We start from the raw sequence: 19,985 nt of genomic DNA, 5'->3' as shown, positions 1-19,985 counted from the left end.
GAGCCGGAATGGCCGACAATCCGGTTCTGGATATTGTTGCTCATCGTCAGCGTACCCGGACCCGTCAGGGTGACATCACCGTTGAGTCGGAGATTCGTCTGATTACCGACGGAAGCCAGCTGCAGGTTGCCGGAGTTGGTGAAGGTGCCGGTCAATAGGCCGGTCTGGGCATTGGCAATTTCCAGTAGCGTGCTGTTGGTGACGTCGAGCAGGTTGCTGGAATTCTCGAGAAAAATCTTGTTCCCGCCAGAGCCTTGCACGGTGCCATTGATGGTCGAGCCGGTGACGATGATGTCGTTGCCTACGGCGTCGAGGACGCCACTCGGGGTGCTGGTGACGGTGGAGTTCTGAATGGTGAGCACACCCGTGCCCGCCCGCAGGGTGCCGCTGTTGGTCATCCCGGCGGGGCTGACATCGATGACCAGACCGGCCGACCCGGTGGCCAGGATCAATCCCTGGTTGTCGAGGCCCATCTGGTTGGCGCCCAGCTGTCCCGCGCCCTGGATGGTGTGGCCCAAAGCGTTGGTGAGGATTTCGGTGGTCGAGCCGGAGTGGCCGAAAACCTGATTCTGGATATTGTTGCTCATCGTCAGCGTACCCGGACCCGTCAGGGTGACATCACCGTTGAGTCGGAGATTCGTCTGATTACCGACGGAAGCCAGCTGCAGGTTGCCGGAGTTGGTGAAGGTGCCGGTCAATAGGCCGGTCTGGGCATTGGCAATTTCCAGTTGCGTACTGTTGGTGACGTCGACCAGGTTGCTGGAATTCTGGAAAAAGATCTTGTTGCCGCCAGAGCCTTGCACGGTGCCGTTGATGGTCGATCCAGAGACGATGATGTCGTTGCCTGCGGCGTCGAGGACGCCACTCGGGGTGTTGGTGACGGTGGAGTTCTGAATGGTGAGCACACCCGTGCCCGCTCGCAGGGTGCCGCTGTTGGTCATCCCGGTGGGGCTGACATCGATGACCAGTCCGGCCAAGCCGTTGGCCAGGATCAAGCCCTGGTTGTTGAGGCCGAGTTGGTTGGCGCCCAGCTGTCCCGCGCCCTGGATGGTATGGCCCGAAGCGTTGGTGAGGACTTCGGTGGTCGCCCCGGAGTTGCCGATAATCCGGTTCTGGGCGTTGTTGCTCATGGTCAGCGTGCCGGCGCCGGCCAGCGTGACATCACCGTTGAGTCGGAGATCCGTCTGGTTGCCGGCCGAAGCCATTTGCAGGTTGCCGGTGTTGGTGAAGGTGCCGGTCAATACGCCGGCCTGGGCGTTGGCGATTTCTGTCTGCCCGGAATTGCTGACGTTGCTCAGGTTGCTTGAGCCCTGCACGAGGATTTTGCCACCGCCGCTGCTTTGCAGGGTACCGTTGGTGATGGTCGAGGCGTTAATGACGACGTTGGTTCCGACTGCGTCGATCACTCCGCCTGCGTTGTTGAGGTTGCTGCCGGTGATCGTGAGCTGGCCGCCCGCGGCACGCAGCGTGCCGGTGTTGGTGCGGGTGATACCCGCACCATCGGACAGGTCGATGGTCAGTGCATTCGACTGGTTGGCGACGACCAAGCCCTGGTTGCTGAGGCCCATCTGGTTGACGCCTAACTGCCCGGCGCCCTGGATGGTGTGGCCCGACGCATTGGTGAGCACTTCGGTGGTCGAGCCGGAGTTGCCGATAATCCGGTTCTGGGCGTGGTTGCTCAGGGTCAGGGTGCCGGTACCCGAAAAAGTCGTCGTGCTGCCGATGCGCAAGTCCGTCGTGTTACCAACGGAATTCAGGCCCAGATTGCCGTTGTTGCTGACATTGCCGAGGGTGGTCAAAGACTGGTTGTTGTTCACCCCCAGGCTGTCGCCACTGCTTATGTTGAGATCATTGATGGTGGCGCCGACGTTGAGGCTCACCACCGAGTTGGTCAAATTGCCGTTGTCGATGAAGACGTTGTCCGCGGCGCCGGGCAGGCCCGCCTGACTCCACGTTCCTGGGCTCCAGTTGGCGGTGCCGCCATTCCAGACGAAGTCGAGGGCGGAGGCGGGGGTGGCCGTTGCCGCCAGTGCGCCGAGAACCGCGACGTGAATCAGCTTCCGGTGCATGGGGTAACAAGTGCGCATGACGGTCTCCTTTGGTGGGATGCTGGACGCCGACGTGGGGGGGGGCCAACAAGATAGAACGATTCAATGCTGTACAGAAAAGCAAGTCTTATGCCCGACAGCAGTCGCTTCTCGCCTTGCGATGCATTTACGTTTTCTATCAATGGCTTGTGTGAAAAGCCATGAGCCGGTACGAGATGCTTTGTGGCGACTCGCGTCGTCTCGCCGCGGGAGACTGTAAAACACCACAATGATGCACTTGCACTATTGCCGGAAGGCCTTGTTGCGGCGCTACTTTTTTTTTTGCAGAATGCGCAGGATGTTGATAGCCGACGCCTACGCATTGAACCGCTTGATCCTGCGCCTGTATCGCGAGGGTCGCGAAGTGCCGCTCGGCAGTTATCAGGCTTGGGCCCTGGAACAGCTCCAGTCGCTGCTGACGTTCGATTCGGCTTGGTGGGGTAACGTCGCGGCGGACCCGCCAGCGCTGCACAACGTGTTTCTCCACAACTGCGACGAAAGCATCCTGCGCGAATACGCGCCCTGGCTGGAACAGGATTTCTTTTGTGCGGCCCTGCTCGCTTCGCCCGGTGTTGCGGTCAACATGAGCGACCTCACGACGCGTGCACGCTACGTGCGCACCGCCCTGTATCGCCGATTGGGTCGGCGCTTCAAGGTGGAATGGTCGTTGGGGACGCTGCTGATCGAACCCTCCTCGTCGCTACACGAGTTCCTCACGGTCTGGCGTCACGACCACAAGCGCCCTTTTTCCGAGCCCGAGCGGCAGATCAAGGAATTGCTGATGCCCCATCTCGTGGAAATGCATCGTGCCGTACGCTTGCGTCATTTCCTGAAAACCCCCAACGGGATCAACCGGGAGTGGGCCGTGGTTGACGCGCGCGGCATAGTGCACGAGGCTTCGCCGGCGTTCATAGCCCTGGTCAGCATGCGTTGGCCACACTGGCAGGGGAGTGCCCTGCCGGAGGCACTGCTCTCCTGCGTGCGCGCGGGGCAGGCGTATCTTTCGTCGGAGCTGCGTGTGGATGTCACATCTTGCGGTGAGCTGCGCTACCTCAGCCCGCGCCTGGATGGCGTGTTGGCGCAACTTTCGCCGCGGGAAGGCGAGATTGCCACGCGCTATGCGACGGGGGAGACCTATTCGGCAATTGCCGGCAGCCTATTGCTTTCGCCAGCAACGGTGCGCAATCATATTGCACACTGCTTTCGCAAACTGGGGGTCAACAATAAAGCGGAGTTGGTGCGCCGGCTCGAAGGCAAGGCCTGAGGCTGACGATCGGATCATTTCTGTTGATCGTCTTAGGCGATTGCCGGAAAAGAACGTACCAGATTGCGCCGGATTTTCGGTCGGCTTCAAGGCGCGACAACAGGCGCATAGTCGAACTATGTAACTGTTGTCGCAACACAGAAGACGGGCGAAAAGACAAGCAAGATGGTATGTTCTTTGACAGAAATCGCCTTACTTCTTGCGCTTCGCCGCTGGCTGCTCCTGCTGCGCCTCTTTCGTCGCTTCGTAGCCGCTCAGTTCCATGAAGCCGACGCCGCTGTGCGAGCCGCTCACCTTGATGGCCCCTTCCCAGTAGACGTTCAGGGTCGTCGTGCGGGCATCAAACTCGCTCGCGCGGATGACCGGATCCACCTGTAGCTGCAAGCCTTTCGACGGAATCGAGAGGGTCCAGTCCAGCGGATAGCTCACTCCCGACCCCGGGCTCTTCCACCTGCCGCTGGAGCTGAGCGCAATGTCGTCATCGCCGAGCGCGCTGAGCGTGCCGTTCCTGGCGTAGGTTCCCATGCGCTGGACTGGTTTTCCCTGGCGGTCGAAGAGTTCGAAGATCATGATGTCGGCGCCGTCGGTCAACTGCAGCGCAAACCAGTTCCAGCGCAGCTTAGCCGCTTCGAAGTCGCCCCATTGGTGGTCGAACCAGACCTCGCCGAGCACTGCTTTCTGCTCGCCGTCGAGGGTCAGCGTGCCTTGTACGCTCATGCGTGGGCGCGAGGTGTAATAGCTTTTTCCGGCGGCTGCGAAGTCGAGCAGGCCGGCGATCGGTGTTCCCGGAGCCTGGTGCAGGACTGGCGGGTTCTTGTCGACGAATTGCAGATCGAGCGAAAAATCCTTGCCGGTCATTTTCGCCTGGTGTTTTTCGCTGTTTCCTTGCAGCTGCCAGTCGCCGAAGCGCAAGTTGAAGCCGTCCAGGCGCCCATCCGAAGGGTTGCCCGCTGTCCGTGCCTGTTCGGTGTAGCGCTTCTCGGTCTGATGGTCGAGTAGTGAGCCGTGGAATACGGTATGGGTCAGCGTGCCGCGGCGCAGGAAGCTGGCCAGATGGAAGGAATACTTTTCGCCAGAATTGGTCTGCAGATGGCCACTGTAATACCACCACTCGGTGAGCTTGTCGTGCACCGCGTCGTCGGCCGGTAACACCACCGCCGGAAGGTTGCCGGCTTTGGCGTTCGCGCTTGCCGCTGCCGCTGCCTGGCCAGCCGCACCAGTCGCTACTGGTCCCGGTGCCGCGGGTATGAAAAGCGTCCACACGACGACCGTCAGAAGGGCCAGCCAGCCGCCAATGACCAGCCATCGATAGCGCCGGAACCAGCGTGCCGAGCCGGCGTGCGCTTTGCCACGACTGAGGCGTCGGCTGCCATAGGAGCTACTCATCTGCGTGCGCATCCGAAAAATCCCTCGCTGTTTGCGGGCCTGCTTCAACAACGCCCTTCAGGCGCTTGTCAAGCCAGGCCAGCGTCGCATCCTCGACCAGTGCGCGTTGCGCCCGCGAGGAGAAAGTGTGATCGGCATCGGCAATATCGACGCGGCGTACCTTGGCCGCGTCAGCGAGGCCTGACCAGGCCGGGTCGGCGGCAGAAAACTCGATAAACTCCTTGGCGGTGTAGTCCTGCCCGCTGAGGATCAGCAGCAGCTCGCCGGGAAACTCCCGCCAGCCAGCCGCCATGCGATCCTGGAAGCCGCGCTTTTCCGAAGCCTCGCCGGGCGTGCGTGAACGCCGCGCCAGGCGGGCGCTATCGAGCAGGGAAGCTAGCGCCTTCATGACTTCCATTCGGCCGCTGAGCAGTTTTCGCCAGAACTCGCCTTGCAGCAGGCGCTGGCCGTAGTAGTGTTTGATGTGCGTCTGCGCCAGGCTGACTTCCGAGCGTACCCAGGGGTTGAGCAAGGCCAGGCCGGTTATCCGCCGGTCATGGCTGGATTCGACGTAGAGCAGGGCGGCCGAGGCTGCGTCACAAAGCCCCCAGAGAACGATGCGCTGCACTGTTGGGCAGTTGCGCTGGAAGGCTTCGATGGCCGCTGCGATGTCCGTCGACAGGTCTTCGAAGCTACGCATGCTGCCGCCGGAGTCACCCATGCCGCGGTGGTCGAAGCGCATCGTCGGATAACCGGCGCTGGCGAGACGCCTGGAGAGGAGCAGGAACTGGCGGTGACTTCCGACCCGGTACTGAGGACCGCCGACGACGATCAGCACGCCGCAGCTGACAGCAGCAGCCTGAGCGCCGGCGGACTGGACTGCCTGTGGCCAGGCAATGATCGCCGACAGGTCTTCGCCGGCACAAGGGAAGAGCAGGGCTTGTTCGACGATGTTCATGCCGGAACCTCTTCGGAGAGCGCGCGCAGGCTGGCTTCGAGCAGCGCCGGACATTCACTGATCTCGGTCGTCTGCCAGAAGGCGGGACCACTCACTGCCGTACCGCGCGCTTCCTGCCCGGCTGCTTGCCACTGCGTGAGCCGTGCCGTGGCGGCTAATGACAGGCTGGCATCGGCTCGTCCGGAGATCTCGATCCACTCGACGCGGCCCGAGCGGTGCGGCAGCAGCAGGTCCGCCTGTTCGAGACCCTGCGCCAGCGCAGGGGCGAGCAGATAGCCTGCGATCTCGATGGCTTCTCCCTGCCGGAGCTGGCCACGCAGGCGCTCCATGACGCCTTTGCCATCGCTGGCGAGCATTTCGGAGGCCACTTTCAGGCGCAGGAACTGCTGTAGAAATTGCTTGCCCGAGACAACTGGCTGCCAGAACAGCAGATTGACCGGCCCTTGCATGCGGTGTGCCGCTTCGTTGACCAGCAGGCAGCCGCTGCGCAGGCCCCATAACCACAGCGCCGCTGTCGTTCGCTCCTGCAGCCAGGCGCTGGCGAGTTTAACGTCCGCCAGCCATGCCTCCCAGGTGGCGTCACCGAAATCACCGGAACTGTCGCCGCAACCAAGCAGGTCGATCTGCAGGACCATGTAGCCGGCACTGGCCATCGCCCTGGCCTGCAGGGCCGCCATGCGTCGTGACTTGTTGAGTTCCTCGCCGAAGGGATGCACGTAGACCACCGCGCCACGTAGTTTTTCCGCCGGCTCTGGCGAGTAGAGCAGCACCAAGCGCTGGCCGACGGTGCTGGGCAGGAAGAAGGCTTCGCGGCGCACGGTCGGTGTTCTCAGACGCCCAGCTTGCCGTGCACGAAGTCCAGCAGCGTCCCGAGCGACGCAAAGACCGTGCCGTCGATTTCGTCGTCGTCCACGACAAAGCCAAAACGTTCTTCCAGACTTGTGATCAGTGCCACCACAGCCATCGAATCGAGTTCCGGGATGGCGCCGAGCAGTGGCGTTTCCGGCGAGAAGGTGCTGGCGCGGCCCTTGAGGCTCAAAACCTCGTCAAGAACCGCGACCACCTCGTCTTTGATGTTCATAGTCTCTCCTGTAGCGCGACTGCTGCCGCATTCAACATTCAACATTCGATGTTTCAGATTCCGTGTTTTGTGCTGCGCGTTCGGCCAGCCGAGCAGGCGCTGGTTAATTGAGCGCCGATTATAGCGAGTCGCTTACCGACTCTCCGTGTGAAAGCTCACGGGGCGGGGCATAAGCGCTGGAGCGCTGCCCGCTACGGCGAATTTCGCGTGCTCCCCGGCGGTCAGGCCTTGCTGGTCGGCTTGGCGGATGAGAAACTGGCGCGCATCGCCAAGTAATCAGTCTTGGTCGCAACCGCGCCAGCCGGCAGCCCCGACCCGTTTCCTGGAGTAAAGAATGAGCGACTCGACCTTGCCGACGGCTGCCGCAGCAGCCACAGCCACAGCACTCCCTGTCTTCGAAAGGAAGATCGTTGCCCCACATGAACTGGCCGAGCGCCTCGCCGTTGTGCAGCGGCCGTTAGTATTCACCAATGGCTGCTTCGACATCGTGCATCGCGGACACGTGACGCTTCTCGCTCAGGCACGTGCCCTCGGCGCGGCGCTGCTGGTGGCGGTCAATTCGGATGCCTCGGTCAAGCGCCTCGGCAAGGGTGATGAGCGGCCGGTGAATGCTTTGGCGGATCGGCTGGCGGTCATCGCGGCGCTGGACTCGGTGACCCTGGTGACCTGGTTTGACGAGGATACACCGCTGCAGCGCATCCTCGATTGCCGACCCGAGGTGCTCGTCAAGGGCGGCGACTGGGCGGTCGAAAAAATCGTCGGCAACCGCGAAGTGAGCGCTTGCGGGGGGCGTGTCCTGTCTTTGCCGTTCATCCACCAGACTTCCACCACCGCCCTGCTCGAGAAGATCCGTCGCCTTTAATGCTGGGAAAGTCGCGCACCAGGGACTTTGCCGACTAGTTGCGTTTCAGCAGGTCCTTGAGGTTGGCAAAGGGCTGGCCGGTCGCCACGGCCCTGGTTTTCGCGCCCGATGGATCGATTCCGGCCTGGCGCGCGGCGTCGGCGTCGAGTTGTCGTGAGTGCTCGTTGTCGTGACAGTACAGGCATAGCAGCTCCCAGTTGCTGCCGTCGCCGGGGTTGTTGTCGTGGTTGTGGTCGCGGTGGTGGACCGTCAGTTCGCGCAGGTTTTGGTGGCTGAACTCACGACTGCAGCGCCCGCAGATCCAGGGATAAATTTTAAGCGCCCGTTCGCGATAACCATCCTCGCGGCTCTGACGATTGCGCACCGCGTCGGCGATCAGACGATCGGTGTGCGCGCTCTTGCTATTCTCGTGGGCCATTTTCTGGATCCCCCTGATGGAATGAATATGGTAGTTGGCGGCCGCCACTTCTCGCTGCTGCTAGACGCGTACGGCGATCAATGGGACGCGCATCTCGCTGCTGCTGGTGCCGCCGTGCACGCCGAGCATGGTGTAGCGCTTTTCGCCAGGCAGCCAGTCCTTGATCGTCCAGTTGTCCTTCATCAGCAAGGTGTAGTCGCCAACTCGCGACGCCAGAGCGGCATGGTAGGGTGGCGGCCCGAACCAGCCGGCGGCGATCAACTGCTCGCTGGTGTAGAGGTGGCAGGCGCGGCCGAGATGGCGGCGGACGTAGGTTTCAAAAGCTGGCCGCTTGGCTTCGGCAACGTAACAATAGGCGACGCGGCGCTCGCCGCAAAGCGGCCGTTGCAGGAGCGTGGCGAGTTGCGGATGGTCGCCGAGGTCGATCACTCGGCGACCCGGCGAATCGATGAAACCATGGTCGGCGGTGACCAGCAGCCAGGTATTGCTGCCGCGCAGCCGCCGCCGCAGCTCGCCGAAATGGGCATCAAACGCAGCCAGCGTCTGTTGTGCCTGGCGGCTGTCGGTTCCGTAACGGTGCGAGTGGGAATCGAGATCGGGATAATAGGCATAAATGTAGCGCGGCTTGAGCTTTTCCTTGGTCAGCTCGCTGATGGTGGCGAAGATTTCGGGCAAGGAGCGATAGGCGATGCTCTGCGCACCGCGCGCGTGCCAGGTGTTGAAGGCGCTGCTGGCAATACTTTGTGGCGCGATCACCCAGGATTCTCGGTTCAGCGTCTGAAACAGCGACTGATGTTCGAAAAGTCGTGGCGCTAGCTGCTCGGGCGGGGCAAGCAGCGGCCCGGTGCGGGGAGTCAGCGGCAGGATGGCCAGCGTCTGGTCGATCTCGTCGAGATGCATGTGCCAGCCGGTCAGCCCGTGCTGCGCCGGAGCCAGGCCAGTCATGAAGGTGGTGATGGCGCTGGCGGTCGTCGACGGGAAAACCGAGGTCATGCTGCCCAGCTGGTGGTCTTGCAGATGCAGCTTGGCGACGTACCGGCTCAAGGTCCGCTGGCCGAGTCCGTCGACGACCATCAGCACGATATGCCGTGCGCGGGCCAGTTGCGCCGCCGACAGCAAGGCCAGTGGCGGGTAGTCGCAGCGCGTGCTGCCGCAGGCAGTGGCGATGCTCTGCATCAGATTGACGATGCTGCCGCCGCTGTAGTCGGGGAGTAGGGTCGAGCTCATCAGGCAGTCATTTTATCAAGCAGCGGCAGGCTGCCTAGCCCGCCGCTGGCGGGTCGCCGCGACCGGCGGCGTAGCTGCCGGGAGCATCCTCGATTACTTTCAGGGCCCGCTCACCCGGCTGGCGGGCGACGACCAGGGTATTGGCGTCGGCTTGCGCGAGCAGCCACTGTTGCCAGTCGGTCCACCATGAACCGTGGTGCCGTGTGGCGCTGCGCAGGAAATCGTCTGCCTTTGCGGGCAGGGGAGTCGTGTCGTTGGTCCAGTAGCCGTGTCGCTTGGCGGCGGGTGGACTGATCGTTCCGGCCAGGTGGCCGGAGCCGCCGAGCACGAACCTTTTCGCACCACCCGGCACTTGCGCGCCGCGGTAGGCGCTCTTCCAAGGGGCAATGTGGTCTTCGATGGTGGCCAGGAAATAGCACGGCAGTTTCACCCGGGAGACGTCGATGTCGACACCGGCCAGAGCAACGCCGCCCGGCTGGCACAGTTTATTGGCCTGGTAGAAGTTCTCTACATAGAACTGGTGCAGTGCCGTCGGCATGCGCGTCGAGTCGCTGTTCCAGTGCAGCTGTTCGAGCGGGAAGCGATCCTTGCCGAGCAGGTAGGTATTGACTACGAAGGACCAGATCAGGTCGTTGGCGTGCAACATCTGGTAAGTGCTGGCCAGCGCTGCGCCGTGGTGCGCGCGCGCGGGCGTCGGGTTTTTTCTCCGCGGGAGCCTCCGTCTCGGCCAGGGTCGCAAGTTCGCCGGGTTCGGAAAAGTCGATCAGTGTCCCCAGGAAAGTCGCCGAAGCCGCGCGCGTGTCGCGCTGGGCGGCCATCCACGCGAGGGTGGCCATCAGCAGCGTGCCGCCGAGGCAGTAGGCGACGAGGTCGATCCGTTTCTCGCCGGTCGCCTGTTCAACGGCGTCGATCGCTGCCAGCACGCCATCGACGAGATAGTCGGCAAAGTCTTTCTGCGCCAGTCGCTGGTCGGGGTCGACCCAGCTGATGATGAAGGTCGTGAAGCCTTGTTCGCTTGCCCAGCGGACGAAGGAGTTGCGTTCGCCAAGGTCGAAGACGTAGTACTTGTTGATCCACGGCGGCACGATTAGCAAGGGCTTCCGGTGCTGGTGGCTGCCGGCCGCCTGGTACTGAATCAACTGTAACAGTTCGTTCTGGTAGATCACCTTGCCCGGGGTGCTGGCCAGGTCTGCGCCGAGGCGCAAGCGACCACTGTCGTCCGCTCGTGGCAGCCCTTGCTGGTCGCCTGCGGCCAGATCCTTGAGTAGGTGTTTAAAACCCTTGAGCAGGTTCTTGCCCTTGCTGTTCACCGTTTCGCGCAGCACTTCGGGGTTGGTGAGCGCAAAGTTGCTTGGCGATAGCGCGTCGACGTATTGCCGGGTGAGGGTGTTTACTCGGTGCTGAGTCGTGTCGTCGAGCCTCTCGGCGCTGGCCACCGTCTGGTGCAGGTGGCGAGCCGTGATCAGGTACGATTGCTTGATGAAGTCGAAGAGGAAATTGTCTTCCCAGGCTTGGTCGTCGAAGCGTAGGTCGTCAGCGTCCGGGCTGGCCACGCTGTGGAAAGGCAGGCCCATTCTGCGCAGCGTGGTTTGCTGCCACAGATGCATATGGTCACGCATCATCGCCATCTGTGTTTGCGCCAGGCGGTAGGGGCTGGCCAGCAGGCGTGCCGAGAGATCCATGTAGGCCTTGGCGAGCGCGAATTCCTCGCTGGGGAACCAGATGCCTTTCCTGGCGGTTTTCTTCATGTGCCGACGCAGCAGCAGCGACGCGCGCTGGGCGACTTCGAGATAGCTGTCGGCGACCTCGGCGGGTGCAGGCAGAGATCGGTCTTGGGCACTCGCTGGCGGCAATTTCATGGTCAGTGTCCTGCGGGTTTTCCCGGTGGCCTGGCGGCATCCTGCGCTCTGACGAAGCGGATCAGGCCGTCGTCGTCCTCGCTGCGCAGCAGTCGGCCGGCGTGCTCGAGTCGGTTGAGATGGGCGATCGCCTCACCCATGGCGAACATCGTCTGATGGGTGTCGAGATCGCGCGAGAACAGGGTCATCAGCAAATCAGCCGCGCTGCGCGGGCTGGTGCACTGATCTTCGAGAAGCTGCAGCCGCTCTTCATGATGCGCATGCAGGGCATTGACCCGGTTCTCGATACCATGGAACGGTAATCCGTGCGACGGCAGCACCAGCGTTTCGGGAGGCAGTTCGCGGTAGCGGTCGATCGAGCTCAGGAAATCGTCTAGCGAATCGGCCCGCGGGGTGACTGCGAAGACGCTGATATTGGTCGAGATCTTGGGCAACAGCATGTCGCCGGAAATCAACACTCCCAACTCACGACAATAGAGGGCTGCGTGTTCCGGTGAGTGGCCGAAGCCGAGGCGGACCTGCCAGCGGTGCTTGCCGATGCGCAGTTCATCGCCGCCAAACAGGCGCTGGTAACTGGTCGGCAGGCTCGGCACGCCGCGGTTGTAGTTGCCACTGCGGCGTTCCAGCGCCGCACAGCGGTCGGCGTCAAGTCCGTGGGCGCGAAACTGGCGCAGCATCGGCTGATTGCCGTGGCCACCGATTTCGTGCCAGACGGCGTGCGCGGTCAGATACTCGCCCAGGGTCATGCACACCGGCGCGCCCGTCTGCTCCTGCAGCCAGGCCGCAAGGCCGAGGTGATCGGGGTGAAAGTGGGTGACGATGATGCGCACGATACGCCCGCCACGCTCGCTGGTGTTCAGCCGGGAAAGGATCGTCTGCCAGCACGCTTTTACCGCATCGAGAGCGAAACCGGTATCGACAATCGTCCAGCCGTCGTCGTCCTCGAGCAGCCAGAGATTGATGTGATTCAGTGCGAAGGGCAGCGGCATCCGCAACCAGTGGATTCCGGGAGCGACGGAAAAGGTTTCTCCGGCAGCCGGCGGCGTGGCAAAAGGGTAGTCGGGGAGCATTTGGCCGTGGATTGTAAAAACGTCCGAAATCTATAAACTTGGCCGTTCAGGAGGCTGGCCCCTGATGGCCTCTGCAGCGAAGCATTCTACACGTGATCAGACTCTGGACAGCCCTGCGGTGGACCAGCAAGCGACGACCTTCAGCATTTCCGATCTGGCGCGAGAGTTTCACATCACGCCGCGAACGATCCGTTGCTACGAAGATCAGGGCCTGCTGTCGCCAAAGCGCGCGGGGCGGACACGTGTCTTCACGCGCCGTAACCGCACGCGTCTGAAGCTTGCCCTGCGCGGCAGGCGTCTCGGTTTCAGTCTGGTCGAGATATCCTATCTGATCGGGACAACGTAACGTTAAATGGCGGCCATGCACAAAGCTCAGGATCCCGATTTCGCCGAACGTGTTCGCGCCAGCTTCAATCGCCAGCAGGCGATGGCGCTGATCGGCGCCAGCATGCCGGTGATCGAGGCCGCTTACACCGAGATCCACCTGCCGCACAAAGCGGAAATCACGCAGCAGCATGGCTACATCCACGGCGGTGTGGTCGGCATGATCGCCGATTCGGCGGCCGGTTACGCCGCCAGTACGCTGACCACGTCGGAAACGAGCGTGCTGACCGTCGAGTACAAGCTCAACCTGCTGGCGCCGGCCGAAGGGGACCTGCTGATTGCCGAGGGATCGGTGGTCCGCTACGGGCGGACGCTGATCGTCACTCGCGCCGAAGTGTTCGCTGTTCTGCACGGTCGCAAGACCCTGTGTGCCTTGATGCAGCAAACGATCATGACGGTGCACGGCAAGCACCCGCGCTAAGCCACCCCCAAGCCCACCCAAGGAGCGAGAGACATGGAATATCCGAGCCTCAATTTTGCCCACGGCGAAACGATCGACATGCTGCGGGAAAGCATTCGCAGCTTTGCTGCCGACGAAATCGCGCCGCGTGCCGAGGCCATCGATCGTGACAATCTGTTCCCCGCCGACCTGTGGCGCAAGCTCGGCGACATGGGTCTGCTCGGGATGACCGCCGATGAGGAGTACGGCGGAACCGGGCTCGGCTATCTGGCGCACATCATCGCCATGGAAGAAATTTCGCGGGCGTCGGCGAGTGTCGCCCTGTCCTACGGGGCGCACTCCAACCTCTGCGTCAATCAGATCGGTCGCAACGGCAACGCAGCGCAGAAAGCCCGCTACTTGCCGAAGCTGATTTCCGGCGAGCATGTCGGCGCGCTGGCGATGTCCGAAGCCAACGCCGGCTCCGATGTGGTGAGCATGAAACTGCGCGCCGAAGCCAGGGGCGATCACTTCGTTCTCAACGGCGGCAAGATGTGGATCACCAACGGCGGTGACGCCGACACGCTGGTGGTTTACGCCAAGACCGACATCAACGCCGGGCCAAGAGGGATCAGCGCGCTGATCGTCGAAAAGGGGATGAAGGGTTTCTCTTGCGGATCGAAGCTCGATAAACTCGGCATGCGTGGCTCGAACACCTACCCGCTGTTCTTCGACGACTGCGAAGTACCGCTGGAAAATGTGCTTGGCCAGGTCAACGGCGGCGTGCGCGTGCTGATGAGTGGCCTCGACTACGAGCGCGCGGTGCTCGCCGGTGGCCCGCTGGGGATCATGGCCGCGGCCATGGATCTGGTGTTGCCCTACCTGCACGACCGCCGGCAGTTCGGTCAGGCGATTGGCGAGTTCCAGTTGATGCAGGGCAAGGTCGCCGACATGTACACCACTTTCAACGTCTGTCGGGCCTACGTCTATGCCGTGGGCCAGGCCTGCGATCGTGGCGAAACGACGCGCAAGGACGCCGCCGGTGCCATCCTCTACGCTGCCGAAAAAGCAACCTGGATGGCCGGCGAAACGATCCAGACGCTCGGCGGTAATGGCTACATCAACGAGTATCCGGCCGGCAGGCTGTGGCGCGACGCAAAGCTCTACGAGATCGGCGCCGGTACTTCGGAAATCCGCCGTATGCTGATCGGTCGCGAACTATTCGCCGACACCCTTTGAGGCGCAAAACGCAGCGCGTGAAGCCTGTGCAAGCGGGCAGGGCGCCTCTCTTGCGCCAGCGCTGCACGCATTTTCAGCCACTATCTTTCAACCCTTGCACGTAACGTTCGAGAAGATCATGACCACCACTCTGCGTAACCTCACTGCTGACGATACCGCCGCGGTCGAAGACGTTCGCCAGTTCTTTCGCAATTACGCCGCCTGGCTGGGCGTCGATCTGTCGTTCCAGGGTTTCGAGGAGGAAATGGCTTCGCTGCCGGGCGCCTATGCTGCTCCCGCCGGTCGTCTTTTCTACGCCGAGCGTAACGGCCAGCCGGCTGGCTGTGTCGGTATCCGGCCGCTCTCCGCGGGACTGTGCGAAATGAAGCGCTTGTATGTCGAGCCCAGTCAGCGTAGTGCCGGTGTCGGCCTCGAGCTGGCGCTGGCGGCGATCAAGGCGGCCAAGGAAATCGGCTACAAGCGACTGCTGCTCGACACCTTGCCGGCCATGCGCGTTGCTGTGCGCCTGTATCGCGAGTTGGGGTTTCACGAAGCGCCAGCCTACTACCAGACGCCGATCGAAGGGACGATGTTCCTGGCTCTCGATCTGCAGAACTGGACCGAGCAAGAAGTGGCCAACGAAAACCTCTTTCACCTTTTCGACTTCAACCGCGCCTGGTCGAATCGCATGCAGGAAAGCGATGCCGACTATTTCATGCGTCTGTCGCAGCTGCAAACGCCGGAGTATCTGTGGATCGGGTGTTCGGACTCGCGGGTGCCGGCCAACGAGATCGTCGGCCTCCTGCCGGGCGAGATCTTCGTGCATCGCAACGTTGCCAACGTCGTCGTGCACACCGATCTCAACTGCCTGTCGGTGATTCAGTTCGCAGTTGATGCGCTCAAGGTGCGGCACGTGATGGTCGTCGGCCACTATGGCTGTGGCGGCGTCAAGGCGGCGCTCAATCGCGATCGCGTCGGGCTGGTCGACATCTGGCTGCGGCACGTCCGCGATGTCCATGACAAGCACCTGGCGCGCGTCGATAGCCTGCCACCTGAACAGCGCCACGATCGCCTGTGCGAGCTCAACGTCCTCGAACAGGTGGCCAACGTCTGCCAGACTTTCGTCGTCCAGGACGCCTGGCAGCGCGGCCAGCCGCTGACCGTGCACGGCTGGATCTACGGCCTCAAGGACGGCTTGATGCGCGACCTGGGCTTTACCGTGCATCGCCCGGAAGATCTGCTGCCCACTTATCTGACGGCGCTTGAAGCCTTGCAGGGCTGAGCGTGGCGGCTTCCTTGCCAGTGGCCCGCGAGCGCGCCGCCGTCGCGTCGCTGGCAACCTATTGCAAGCTGATTGCTACCGCCGCACTGTGGGGGGCAACCTGGGTCGCGGCACGCGTCGCGGTCAGCGAGGCCGCGCCGCTGGCCGTGGCCAGTTGGCGCTTCCTGCTTGCTGCGCTGGTCCTTGGCGCGCTGCTGGTCGTTCGCGAAGGCTGGCCGCGCTGGTCAGTCGGCGAGTGGCTGACGCTGAGCGCCATGGGCGCCAGTGGCATCTTCCTTTACAACGTCTGCTTTCTCTACGGCATGACCATGATCCAGGCCGGTCGCGGCGCTCTGGTCGTGGCCCTGACGCCGGCGCTGATCGCTGCCAGCGACTGCCTGCTGTTCGGCGCGCCGATGTCGCCGAGCAAGGCGCTCGGCATCGGCCTGGCTGCTTTCGGCTGCTTGCTGGTGGTCACCAATGGCCATCCCTACCTGCTCATCGCCGGTGAGGTGGGTCTTGGCGAATGGCTGATCATCGGCTGTGCCGTGATGTGGACGGTCTACACTTTCCTCGGGCGGCGAGGTACCCGCTCGCTGTCGCCGCTGGCGATGACTTTCGGCGCCAGCCTTACCGGCTGGTTGATGCTGACCTCTGCGGCGTTGTTGCAGGGGTCGCTGTTTTCGCTGGCAGAAACGAGCTGGCGTGGCTGGAGTGCGATCGCCTTTCTGGGTCTTTTTGGCACCGCCCTGGCCTTCACCTGGTACGCCGAAGCCGTGCACCGCATCGGCGCTACGCGCTCGGCCGCGTTCATCAATCTGGTGCCGGTCAGCGCGGTCATCCTTGGCGCCGTTTTGCTCGGCGAGCGGCTCGGGATGGCGGTGCTGAGCGGTGGGGCGCTGGTAATTACCGGTGTCTACATTACCAATCGCGCCGGCGCGAAACTCGCGGCCGGTGCCAATTTCAAGGAGAAAGCTGCATGATTCTGACTCAGGAACAGGAGATGATCCGCGAATCGCTGCGTGAATTCGCGCAGGAGCGCCTGGCCCCCTTCGCTGGCGAATGGGACCGTAATCACACTTTCCCGGCGGAAGCCTTGCGCGAACTGGGCGAGCTAGGTGCGCTCGGGATGGTCGTTCCTGAAGAATGGGGCGGCGCCGGCATGGACTACATGTCGCTGGTGCTGGTGATCGAAGAAATCGCCGCCGGTGACGGCGCCACCTCGACCATCGTCAGCGTCCAGAACTCGCTGGCCTGCGGCATCACCATGAAATACGGCACTGACGAGCAGAAGGAGACCTGGCTGAAACCGCTGGCCAGCGGCGAGAAGCTCGGCTGCTTCTGCCTGACTGAACCGCACACCGGTTCCGATGCCGCAGCGATCACCACTCGGGCCGACCGCGACGGCGACCATTTTGTCCTCAACGGCGTCAAGCAGTTCATCACCACCGGCAAATACGGGCAGGTGGCGATCGTCTTCGCCGTCACCGACAAGGCGGCCGGCAAGAAAGGCATTTCGTGTTTCCTGGTGCCGACCGATACGCCTGGCTACATCGTCGCCCGCATCGAGGAAAAAATGGGTCAGCGCGCTTCGGATACCGCCCAGATCCTGTTCGAAAACTGCCGCGTTCCCGCCTCCTGCCTGCTTGGGACGGAAGGCGACGGCTATCGTATTGCCCTGTCGAATCTCGAAGCCGGCCGCATCGGCATCGCCGCGCAGTCGGTCGGCATGGCCCGCGCCGCTTTCGAATGCGCGGTGCAATACGCCAAGGACCGCGAGACGTTCGGCAAGCCTATCATCGAGCACCAGGCGGTCAGCTTTCGTCTCGCCGACATGGCCACCCAGATCGACGCCGCACGGTTGATGGTCTGGCGCGCCGCAACTTTCAAGGATGCCGGCAAGCCCTGCCTGAAGGAAGCCTCGATGGCCAAGATGTTTGCTTCCGAAATGGCCGAGAAAGTCTGTTCGGACGCCATCCAGATCCTCGGCGGTTACGGCTACGTCAGCGACTTCCCGGTCGAGCGCATCTACCGCGACGTGCGCGTCTGCCAGATTTACGAAGGCGCCAACGACATCCAGCGCCTGGTCATCGGTCGCGCCGTTGCCGACGCCTGACATGAGTCGCTACGCGCTCCGGGTGCGGGCGGACACCGGCCTGGCGCAACGCACACTCGCCGCGGCATTTGTCCGGCGGGCTGGGCTCGCGCCGTGATCGCTTGTAGAAGCTGCTGAAAGGGTTACGGACGGGCGCAACTCGACCGCAGGCCCACAAACACCTAAATGCCTTGGGAGAAACAGACCATGTCCGAACCCATAGACTTCTACTTTGACTTCTCGTCCCCCTACGGCTATCTGGCGTCCGAGAAAATCGACGAACTGGCCGCGCGCCACGGGCGCACGGTCAGGTGGCGGCCGATTCTGCTCGGCGTGGTGTTCAAGCACACCGGTGCGGCACCATTGACCCTGGTGCCGCTCAAGGGCGAGTACTCGGTGCGCGATTTCTCGCGCTCGGCGCGCTTCCTCGGGCTGCCCTACACGCATCCGGCGAACTTTCCGCTTGCCACGCAGCACGCGGCGCGCGCCTTTTACTGGTTCCACGATCAGGATTGCGAGCAGGCCTGCGAAGCTGCGCGCGCTTTCGCACCGGCGGTTTTTTCGTGCCCTTTATGTCGATGGTCGCGACGTTTCCTCTCTCGATGTGGTGCTTGACTTGGCAGCGCAGCAGGGTGTCGACCGCGTTACGCTGTCGGAAGCGCTCGCCGGTGCCGCGCTCAAGCAGCGCCTGAAAAGTGAATGCGATGCAGCGCTGGCCAGGGGGGTTTGTGGATCACCGTATATGATCGTCGACGGCGAGCCATTTTTTGGCGTTGACCGCCTGCCACAAATGGACCGCTGGCTGACCTCTGGAGGTTTCTGATGCCCGTGTTGCAAACCCAGCTCAACGCGCGAAGCCCCGATTTCAGGGCCAACGCCGAGGCCATGTGCAGCGTCGTCGCCGATCTGCGCGCAACGGTCGCGCGCATCGCCCTCGGGGGGCCTGAAAGCGCGCGCCAGAAACATCTGGCACGCGGCAAATTGCTGCCTCGCGAGCGCGTCAACGCCCTGGTCGATCCCGGCTCGCCCTTCGTCGAACTGTCGCAGCTGGCGGCCTACGGCATGTATGGCGGTAGTGCCGAGAATCCTTTCGAGGTGCCGGCCGCTTCGCTGATCACCGGCATCGGCCGGGTGAACGGCGTCGAGTGCATGATCGTCGCCAATGACGCGACGGTGAAAGGTGGCACTTATTACCCGCTGACCGTCAAGAAGCATCTGCGCGCGCAGGAGATTGCCGGCGAGAACCGCCTGCCGTGCATCTACCTGGTCGATTCGGGTGGCGCCTTCCTGCCCATGCAGGAGGATGTCTTTCCCGACAAGGAACATTTCGGTCGCATCTTCTACAACCAGGCCAATCTGTCGGCGGCCGGTATCCCGCAGATCGCGGCGGTGATGGGCTCATGTACCGCGGGCGGCGCCTACGTGCCGGCGATGTCCGACGAATCGATTATCGTCAAGGATCAGGGGACGATCTTTCTCGGCGGGCCGCCGCTGGTCAAGGCGGCGACCGGTGAAGTGGTCAGCGCCGAAGACCTCGGGGGCGCCGATGTGCATACGCGTATCTCGGGGGTCGCCGATCACCTCGCCGAAAACGATGCGCATGCACTGGCCATCGCTCGCCGCATCGTCGGCAACCTCAACTGGCGCAAGCGGCCAGCGCTTGCCCTGAGCGAGCCGCGCCTGCCGCTGTACGCGGCTGAAGAGTTGTACGGAGTGATCCCGACCGATACCAAGAAGCCTTTCGACGTCCGCGAGATCATCGCCCGCATCGTCGATGGCTCGGACTTCGACGAGTTCAAGGCGCGTTACGGAACAACCCTGGTCTGCGGGTTCGCGCGCGTCTGGGGCTATCCGGTCGGCATTGTCGCCAACAACGGCATCCTGTTTTCCGAATCGTCGCTGAAAGCCGCCCACTTCGTCGAACTCTGCGCGCAGCGCGGCATCCCGCTGATTTTTCTGCAGAACATCACCGGCTTCATGGTCGGTCGCAAGTACGAAAACGGCGGTATCGCCCGTGACGGTGCGAAGATGGTGACCGCTGTCGCCTGTGCCAGGGTGCCGAAATTCACCGTCGTCATCGGCGGTTCGTTCGGCGCCGGCAACTACGGCATGTGTGGTCGAGCCTACTCACCGCGTTTCATGTGGATGTGGCCGAACGCGCGTATTTCGGTGATGGGCGGCGAGCAGGCAGCGGCAGTTCTGGCAACGGTCAGGCGCGACGGCATCGAAGCCGCCGGCAAGTCGTGGAGCGCTGCCGACGAAGAAGCCTTCAAGGCACCCATCCGCGCCCAGTATGAGCTCCAGGGTCACCCCTACTACGCCAGCGCCCGTCTCTGGGACGACGGCGTGATCGACCCGGCCGACACCCGCCGCGTCCTCGGACTCGGCCTGTCGGCGGCAATGAACGCTCCTGCCGAAGCGACGAAGTTCGGCATTTTCCGGATGTGATGAACGAGG

Annotated in this window: 21 protein-coding genes and 1 pseudogene; 12 read left to right on the top strand and 10 right to left on the bottom strand. The window is 62.8% G+C overall.

Annotated features, from left to right (window positions below):
• Window positions 1-2,087: beta strand repeat-containing protein (locus E4Q23_RS08645; protein ID WP_169066264.1), on the bottom strand; the 2,087-nt coding region annotated here is incomplete at its 3' end.
• A gap of 298 nt (window positions 2,088-2,385) precedes the next feature.
• On the opposite strand from E4Q23_RS08645, the gene E4Q23_RS08640 reads away from it, so the two are divergent.
• Window positions 2,386-3,351 carry a helix-turn-helix transcriptional regulator gene (locus E4Q23_RS08640; protein WP_169066263.1) on the top strand — a complete coding sequence of 322 codons (966 nt, stop codon included), beginning with the start codon at window positions 2,386-2,388 and terminating at the stop codon, window positions 3,349-3,351.
• Window positions 3,352-3,543: 192 nt separating this feature from the next.
• Here the strand turns inward: E4Q23_RS08640 and E4Q23_RS08635 are convergent, their stop codons facing one another.
• The 4 genes from E4Q23_RS08635 to E4Q23_RS08620 are packed head-to-tail and all read right to left on the bottom strand — an operon-like array spanning window position 3,544 to window position 6,755.
• Window positions 3,544-4,737 (bottom strand): lipocalin family protein, encoded by a 1,194-nt coding sequence (locus E4Q23_RS08635; protein WP_169066262.1) that lies wholly within the window; start codon window positions 4,735-4,737, stop codon window positions 3,544-3,546.
• Window positions 4,730-5,674 (bottom strand): hydrolase 1, exosortase A system-associated, encoded by a 945-nt coding sequence (locus tag E4Q23_RS08630; protein ID WP_169066261.1) that lies wholly within the window; start codon window positions 5,672-5,674, stop codon window positions 4,730-4,732. The genes E4Q23_RS08635 and E4Q23_RS08630 overlap by 8 nt, the downstream gene beginning before the upstream one ends.
• On the bottom strand, window positions 5,671-6,492 hold the full coding sequence (locus E4Q23_RS08625) for a hydrolase 2, exosortase A system-associated (protein ID WP_169066260.1): 822 nt from the start codon (window positions 6,490-6,492) through the stop codon (window positions 5,671-5,673). The genes E4Q23_RS08630 and E4Q23_RS08625 overlap by 4 nt, the downstream gene beginning before the upstream one ends.
• Before the next feature lie 11 nt (window positions 6,493-6,503).
• Complete coding sequence (locus E4Q23_RS08620) at window positions 6,504-6,755, bottom strand: acyl carrier protein (RefSeq protein WP_169066259.1); 252 nt, start codon at window positions 6,753-6,755, stop codon at window positions 6,504-6,506.
• Window positions 6,756-6,902: 147 nt separating this feature from the next.
• Here E4Q23_RS08620 and E4Q23_RS24550 point away from each other — a divergent pair, with 147 nt between their 5' ends.
• Both E4Q23_RS24550 and E4Q23_RS08615 read left to right on the top strand, forming a co-directional pair.
• Window positions 6,903-7,031 carry a hypothetical protein gene (locus E4Q23_RS24550; protein WP_272873657.1) on the top strand — a complete coding sequence of 43 codons (129 nt, stop codon included), beginning with the start codon at window positions 6,903-6,905 and terminating at the stop codon, window positions 7,029-7,031.
• A 58-nt stretch (window positions 7,032-7,089) separates the two neighbouring features.
• Window positions 7,090-7,617, top strand: a complete 528-nt coding sequence (locus E4Q23_RS08615) for an adenylyltransferase/cytidyltransferase family protein (RefSeq protein WP_169066258.1) — start codon at window positions 7,090-7,092, stop codon at window positions 7,615-7,617.
• A 34-nt stretch (window positions 7,618-7,651) separates the two neighbouring features.
• Here E4Q23_RS08615 and E4Q23_RS08610 read toward each other — a convergent pair whose 3' ends face one another.
• The 5 genes from E4Q23_RS08610 to E4Q23_RS08595 are packed head-to-tail and all read right to left on the bottom strand — an operon-like array spanning window position 7,652 to window position 12,191.
• Window positions 7,652-8,035, bottom strand: a complete 384-nt coding sequence (locus tag E4Q23_RS08610; protein WP_169066270.1) for a YajD family HNH nuclease — start codon at window positions 8,033-8,035, stop codon at window positions 7,652-7,654.
• A gap of 60 nt (window positions 8,036-8,095) precedes the next feature.
• Complete coding sequence (locus E4Q23_RS08605; RefSeq protein ID WP_169066257.1) at window positions 8,096-9,262, bottom strand: alkaline phosphatase family protein; 1,167 nt, start codon at window positions 9,260-9,262, stop codon at window positions 8,096-8,098.
• Window positions 9,263-9,296: 34 nt separating this feature from the next.
• Window positions 9,297-9,800 (bottom strand): hypothetical protein, encoded by a 504-nt coding sequence (locus tag E4Q23_RS24810; protein ID WP_336511638.1) that lies wholly within the window; start codon window positions 9,798-9,800, stop codon window positions 9,297-9,299.
• Window positions 9,748-11,121 (bottom strand): hypothetical protein, encoded by a 1,374-nt coding sequence (locus tag E4Q23_RS08600; protein WP_336511637.1) that lies wholly within the window; start codon window positions 11,119-11,121, stop codon window positions 9,748-9,750. Before E4Q23_RS08600 ends, E4Q23_RS24810 begins: the two co-directional genes overlap by 53 nt.
• 2 nt (window positions 11,122-11,123) lie before the next feature.
• Window positions 11,124-12,191, bottom strand: a complete 1,068-nt coding sequence (locus E4Q23_RS08595; protein ID WP_169066256.1) for an MBL fold metallo-hydrolase — start codon at window positions 12,189-12,191, stop codon at window positions 11,124-11,126.
• A gap of 118 nt (window positions 12,192-12,309) precedes the next feature.
• Here E4Q23_RS08595 and E4Q23_RS08590 point away from each other — a divergent pair.
• The 9 genes and pseudogenes from E4Q23_RS08590 to E4Q23_RS08555 all read left to right on the top strand — a co-directional run.
• Window positions 12,310-12,525: pseudogene (locus E4Q23_RS08590) on the top strand (MerR family transcriptional regulator); the annotation flags it as partial.
• A 27-nt stretch (window positions 12,526-12,552) separates the two neighbouring features.
• On the top strand, window positions 12,553-12,996 hold the full coding sequence (locus tag E4Q23_RS08585; RefSeq protein ID WP_169066269.1) for a PaaI family thioesterase: 444 nt from the start codon (window positions 12,553-12,555) through the stop codon (window positions 12,994-12,996).
• A gap of 33 nt (window positions 12,997-13,029) precedes the next feature.
• Window positions 13,030-14,193, top strand: coding sequence for an isovaleryl-CoA dehydrogenase (locus tag E4Q23_RS08580; RefSeq protein ID WP_169066254.1), 1,164 nt, complete (start codon window positions 13,030-13,032; stop codon window positions 14,191-14,193).
• Between the two features lie 118 nt (window positions 14,194-14,311).
• Window positions 14,312-15,454 carry a carbonate dehydratase gene (gene can / locus E4Q23_RS08575; RefSeq protein ID WP_169066253.1) on the top strand — a complete coding sequence of 381 codons (1,143 nt, stop codon included), beginning with the start codon at window positions 14,312-14,314 and terminating at the stop codon, window positions 15,452-15,454.
• A 20-nt stretch (window positions 15,455-15,474) separates the two neighbouring features.
• The gene (locus E4Q23_RS08570; protein WP_336511639.1) at window positions 15,475-16,416 is read left to right on the top strand and encodes a DMT family transporter; all 942 of its coding nucleotides are present in this window, start codon (window positions 15,475-15,477) and stop codon (window positions 16,414-16,416) included.
• Complete coding sequence (locus E4Q23_RS08565) at window positions 16,413-17,549, top strand: acyl-CoA dehydrogenase (RefSeq protein ID WP_169066251.1); 1,137 nt, start codon at window positions 16,413-16,415, stop codon at window positions 17,547-17,549. Before E4Q23_RS08570 ends, E4Q23_RS08565 begins: the two co-directional genes overlap by 4 nt.
• 186 nt (window positions 17,550-17,735) lie before the next feature.
• Entirely contained in the window at window positions 17,736-18,143 is a 408-nt protein-coding gene (locus E4Q23_RS08560) for a 2-hydroxychromene-2-carboxylate isomerase (protein ID WP_248595326.1), read from the top strand.
• A gap of 1 nt (window position 18,144) precedes the next feature.
• Complete coding sequence (locus tag E4Q23_RS23730; RefSeq protein WP_423753328.1) at window positions 18,145-18,351, top strand: DsbA family protein; 207 nt, start codon at window positions 18,145-18,147, stop codon at window positions 18,349-18,351.
• The gene (locus tag E4Q23_RS08555) at window positions 18,351-19,976 is read left to right on the top strand and encodes a carboxyl transferase domain-containing protein (RefSeq protein ID WP_169066250.1); all 1,626 of its coding nucleotides are present in this window, start codon (window positions 18,351-18,353) and stop codon (window positions 19,974-19,976) included. The genes E4Q23_RS23730 and E4Q23_RS08555 overlap by 1 nt, the downstream gene beginning before the upstream one ends.
• Window positions 19,977-19,985: the final 9 nt, after the last annotated feature.

The sequence above is a fragment of the Candidatus Accumulibacter phosphatis genome (assembly GCF_012939955.1).
Lineage (GTDB): Bacteria > Pseudomonadota > Gammaproteobacteria > Burkholderiales > Rhodocyclaceae > Accumulibacter > Accumulibacter delftensis.
The sequence above is the reverse complement of the archived record's forward strand: the minus strand, read 5'-3'. Positions and strand labels throughout refer to the sequence as shown.

Bases quoted from the DNA above. Each gene is read 5' to 3' on its own strand.
- E4Q23_RS08640 (WP_169066263.1), top strand. From the start codon at position 2,386: ATGTTGATAGCCGACGCCTACGCATTGAACCGCTTGATCCTGCGCCTG.
- E4Q23_RS08635 (WP_169066262.1), bottom strand. From the start codon at position 4,737: ATGAGTAGCTCCTATGGCAGCCGACGCCTCAGTCGTGGCAAAGCGCAC.
- E4Q23_RS08630 (WP_169066261.1), bottom strand. From the start codon at position 5,674: ATGAACATCGTCGAACAAGCCCTGCTCTTCCCTTGTGCCGGCGAAGAC.
- E4Q23_RS08620 (WP_169066259.1), bottom strand. From the start codon at position 6,755: ATGAACATCAAAGACGAGGTGGTCGCGGTTCTTGACGAGGTTTTGAGC.
- E4Q23_RS08615 (WP_169066258.1), top strand. From the start codon at position 7,090: ATGAGCGACTCGACCTTGCCGACGGCTGCCGCAGCAGCCACAGCCACA.
- E4Q23_RS08610 (WP_169066270.1), bottom strand. From the start codon at position 8,035: ATGGCCCACGAGAATAGCAAGAGCGCGCACACCGATCGTCTGATCGCC.
- E4Q23_RS08605 (WP_169066257.1), bottom strand. From the start codon at position 9,262: ATGAGCTCGACCCTACTCCCCGACTACAGCGGCGGCAGCATCGTCAAT.
- E4Q23_RS24810 (WP_336511638.1), bottom strand. From the start codon at position 9,800: ATGCCGACGGCACTGCACCAGTTCTATGTAGAGAACTTCTACCAGGCC.
- E4Q23_RS08600 (WP_336511637.1), bottom strand. From the start codon at position 11,121: ATGAAATTGCCGCCAGCGAGTGCCCAAGACCGATCTCTGCCTGCACCC.
- E4Q23_RS08595 (WP_169066256.1), bottom strand. From the start codon at position 12,191: ATGCTCCCCGACTACCCTTTTGCCACGCCGCCGGCTGCCGGAGAAACC.
- E4Q23_RS08585 (WP_169066269.1), top strand. From the start codon at position 12,553: ATGCACAAAGCTCAGGATCCCGATTTCGCCGAACGTGTTCGCGCCAGC.
- E4Q23_RS08580 (WP_169066254.1), top strand. From the start codon at position 13,030: ATGGAATATCCGAGCCTCAATTTTGCCCACGGCGAAACGATCGACATG.
- can (WP_169066253.1), top strand. From the start codon at position 14,312: ATGACCACCACTCTGCGTAACCTCACTGCTGACGATACCGCCGCGGTC.
- E4Q23_RS08565 (WP_169066251.1), top strand. From the start codon at position 16,413: ATGATTCTGACTCAGGAACAGGAGATGATCCGCGAATCGCTGCGTGAA.
- E4Q23_RS08560 (WP_248595326.1), top strand. From the start codon at position 17,736: ATGTCCGAACCCATAGACTTCTACTTTGACTTCTCGTCCCCCTACGGC.
- E4Q23_RS08555 (WP_169066250.1), top strand. From the start codon at position 18,351: ATGCCCGTGTTGCAAACCCAGCTCAACGCGCGAAGCCCCGATTTCAGG.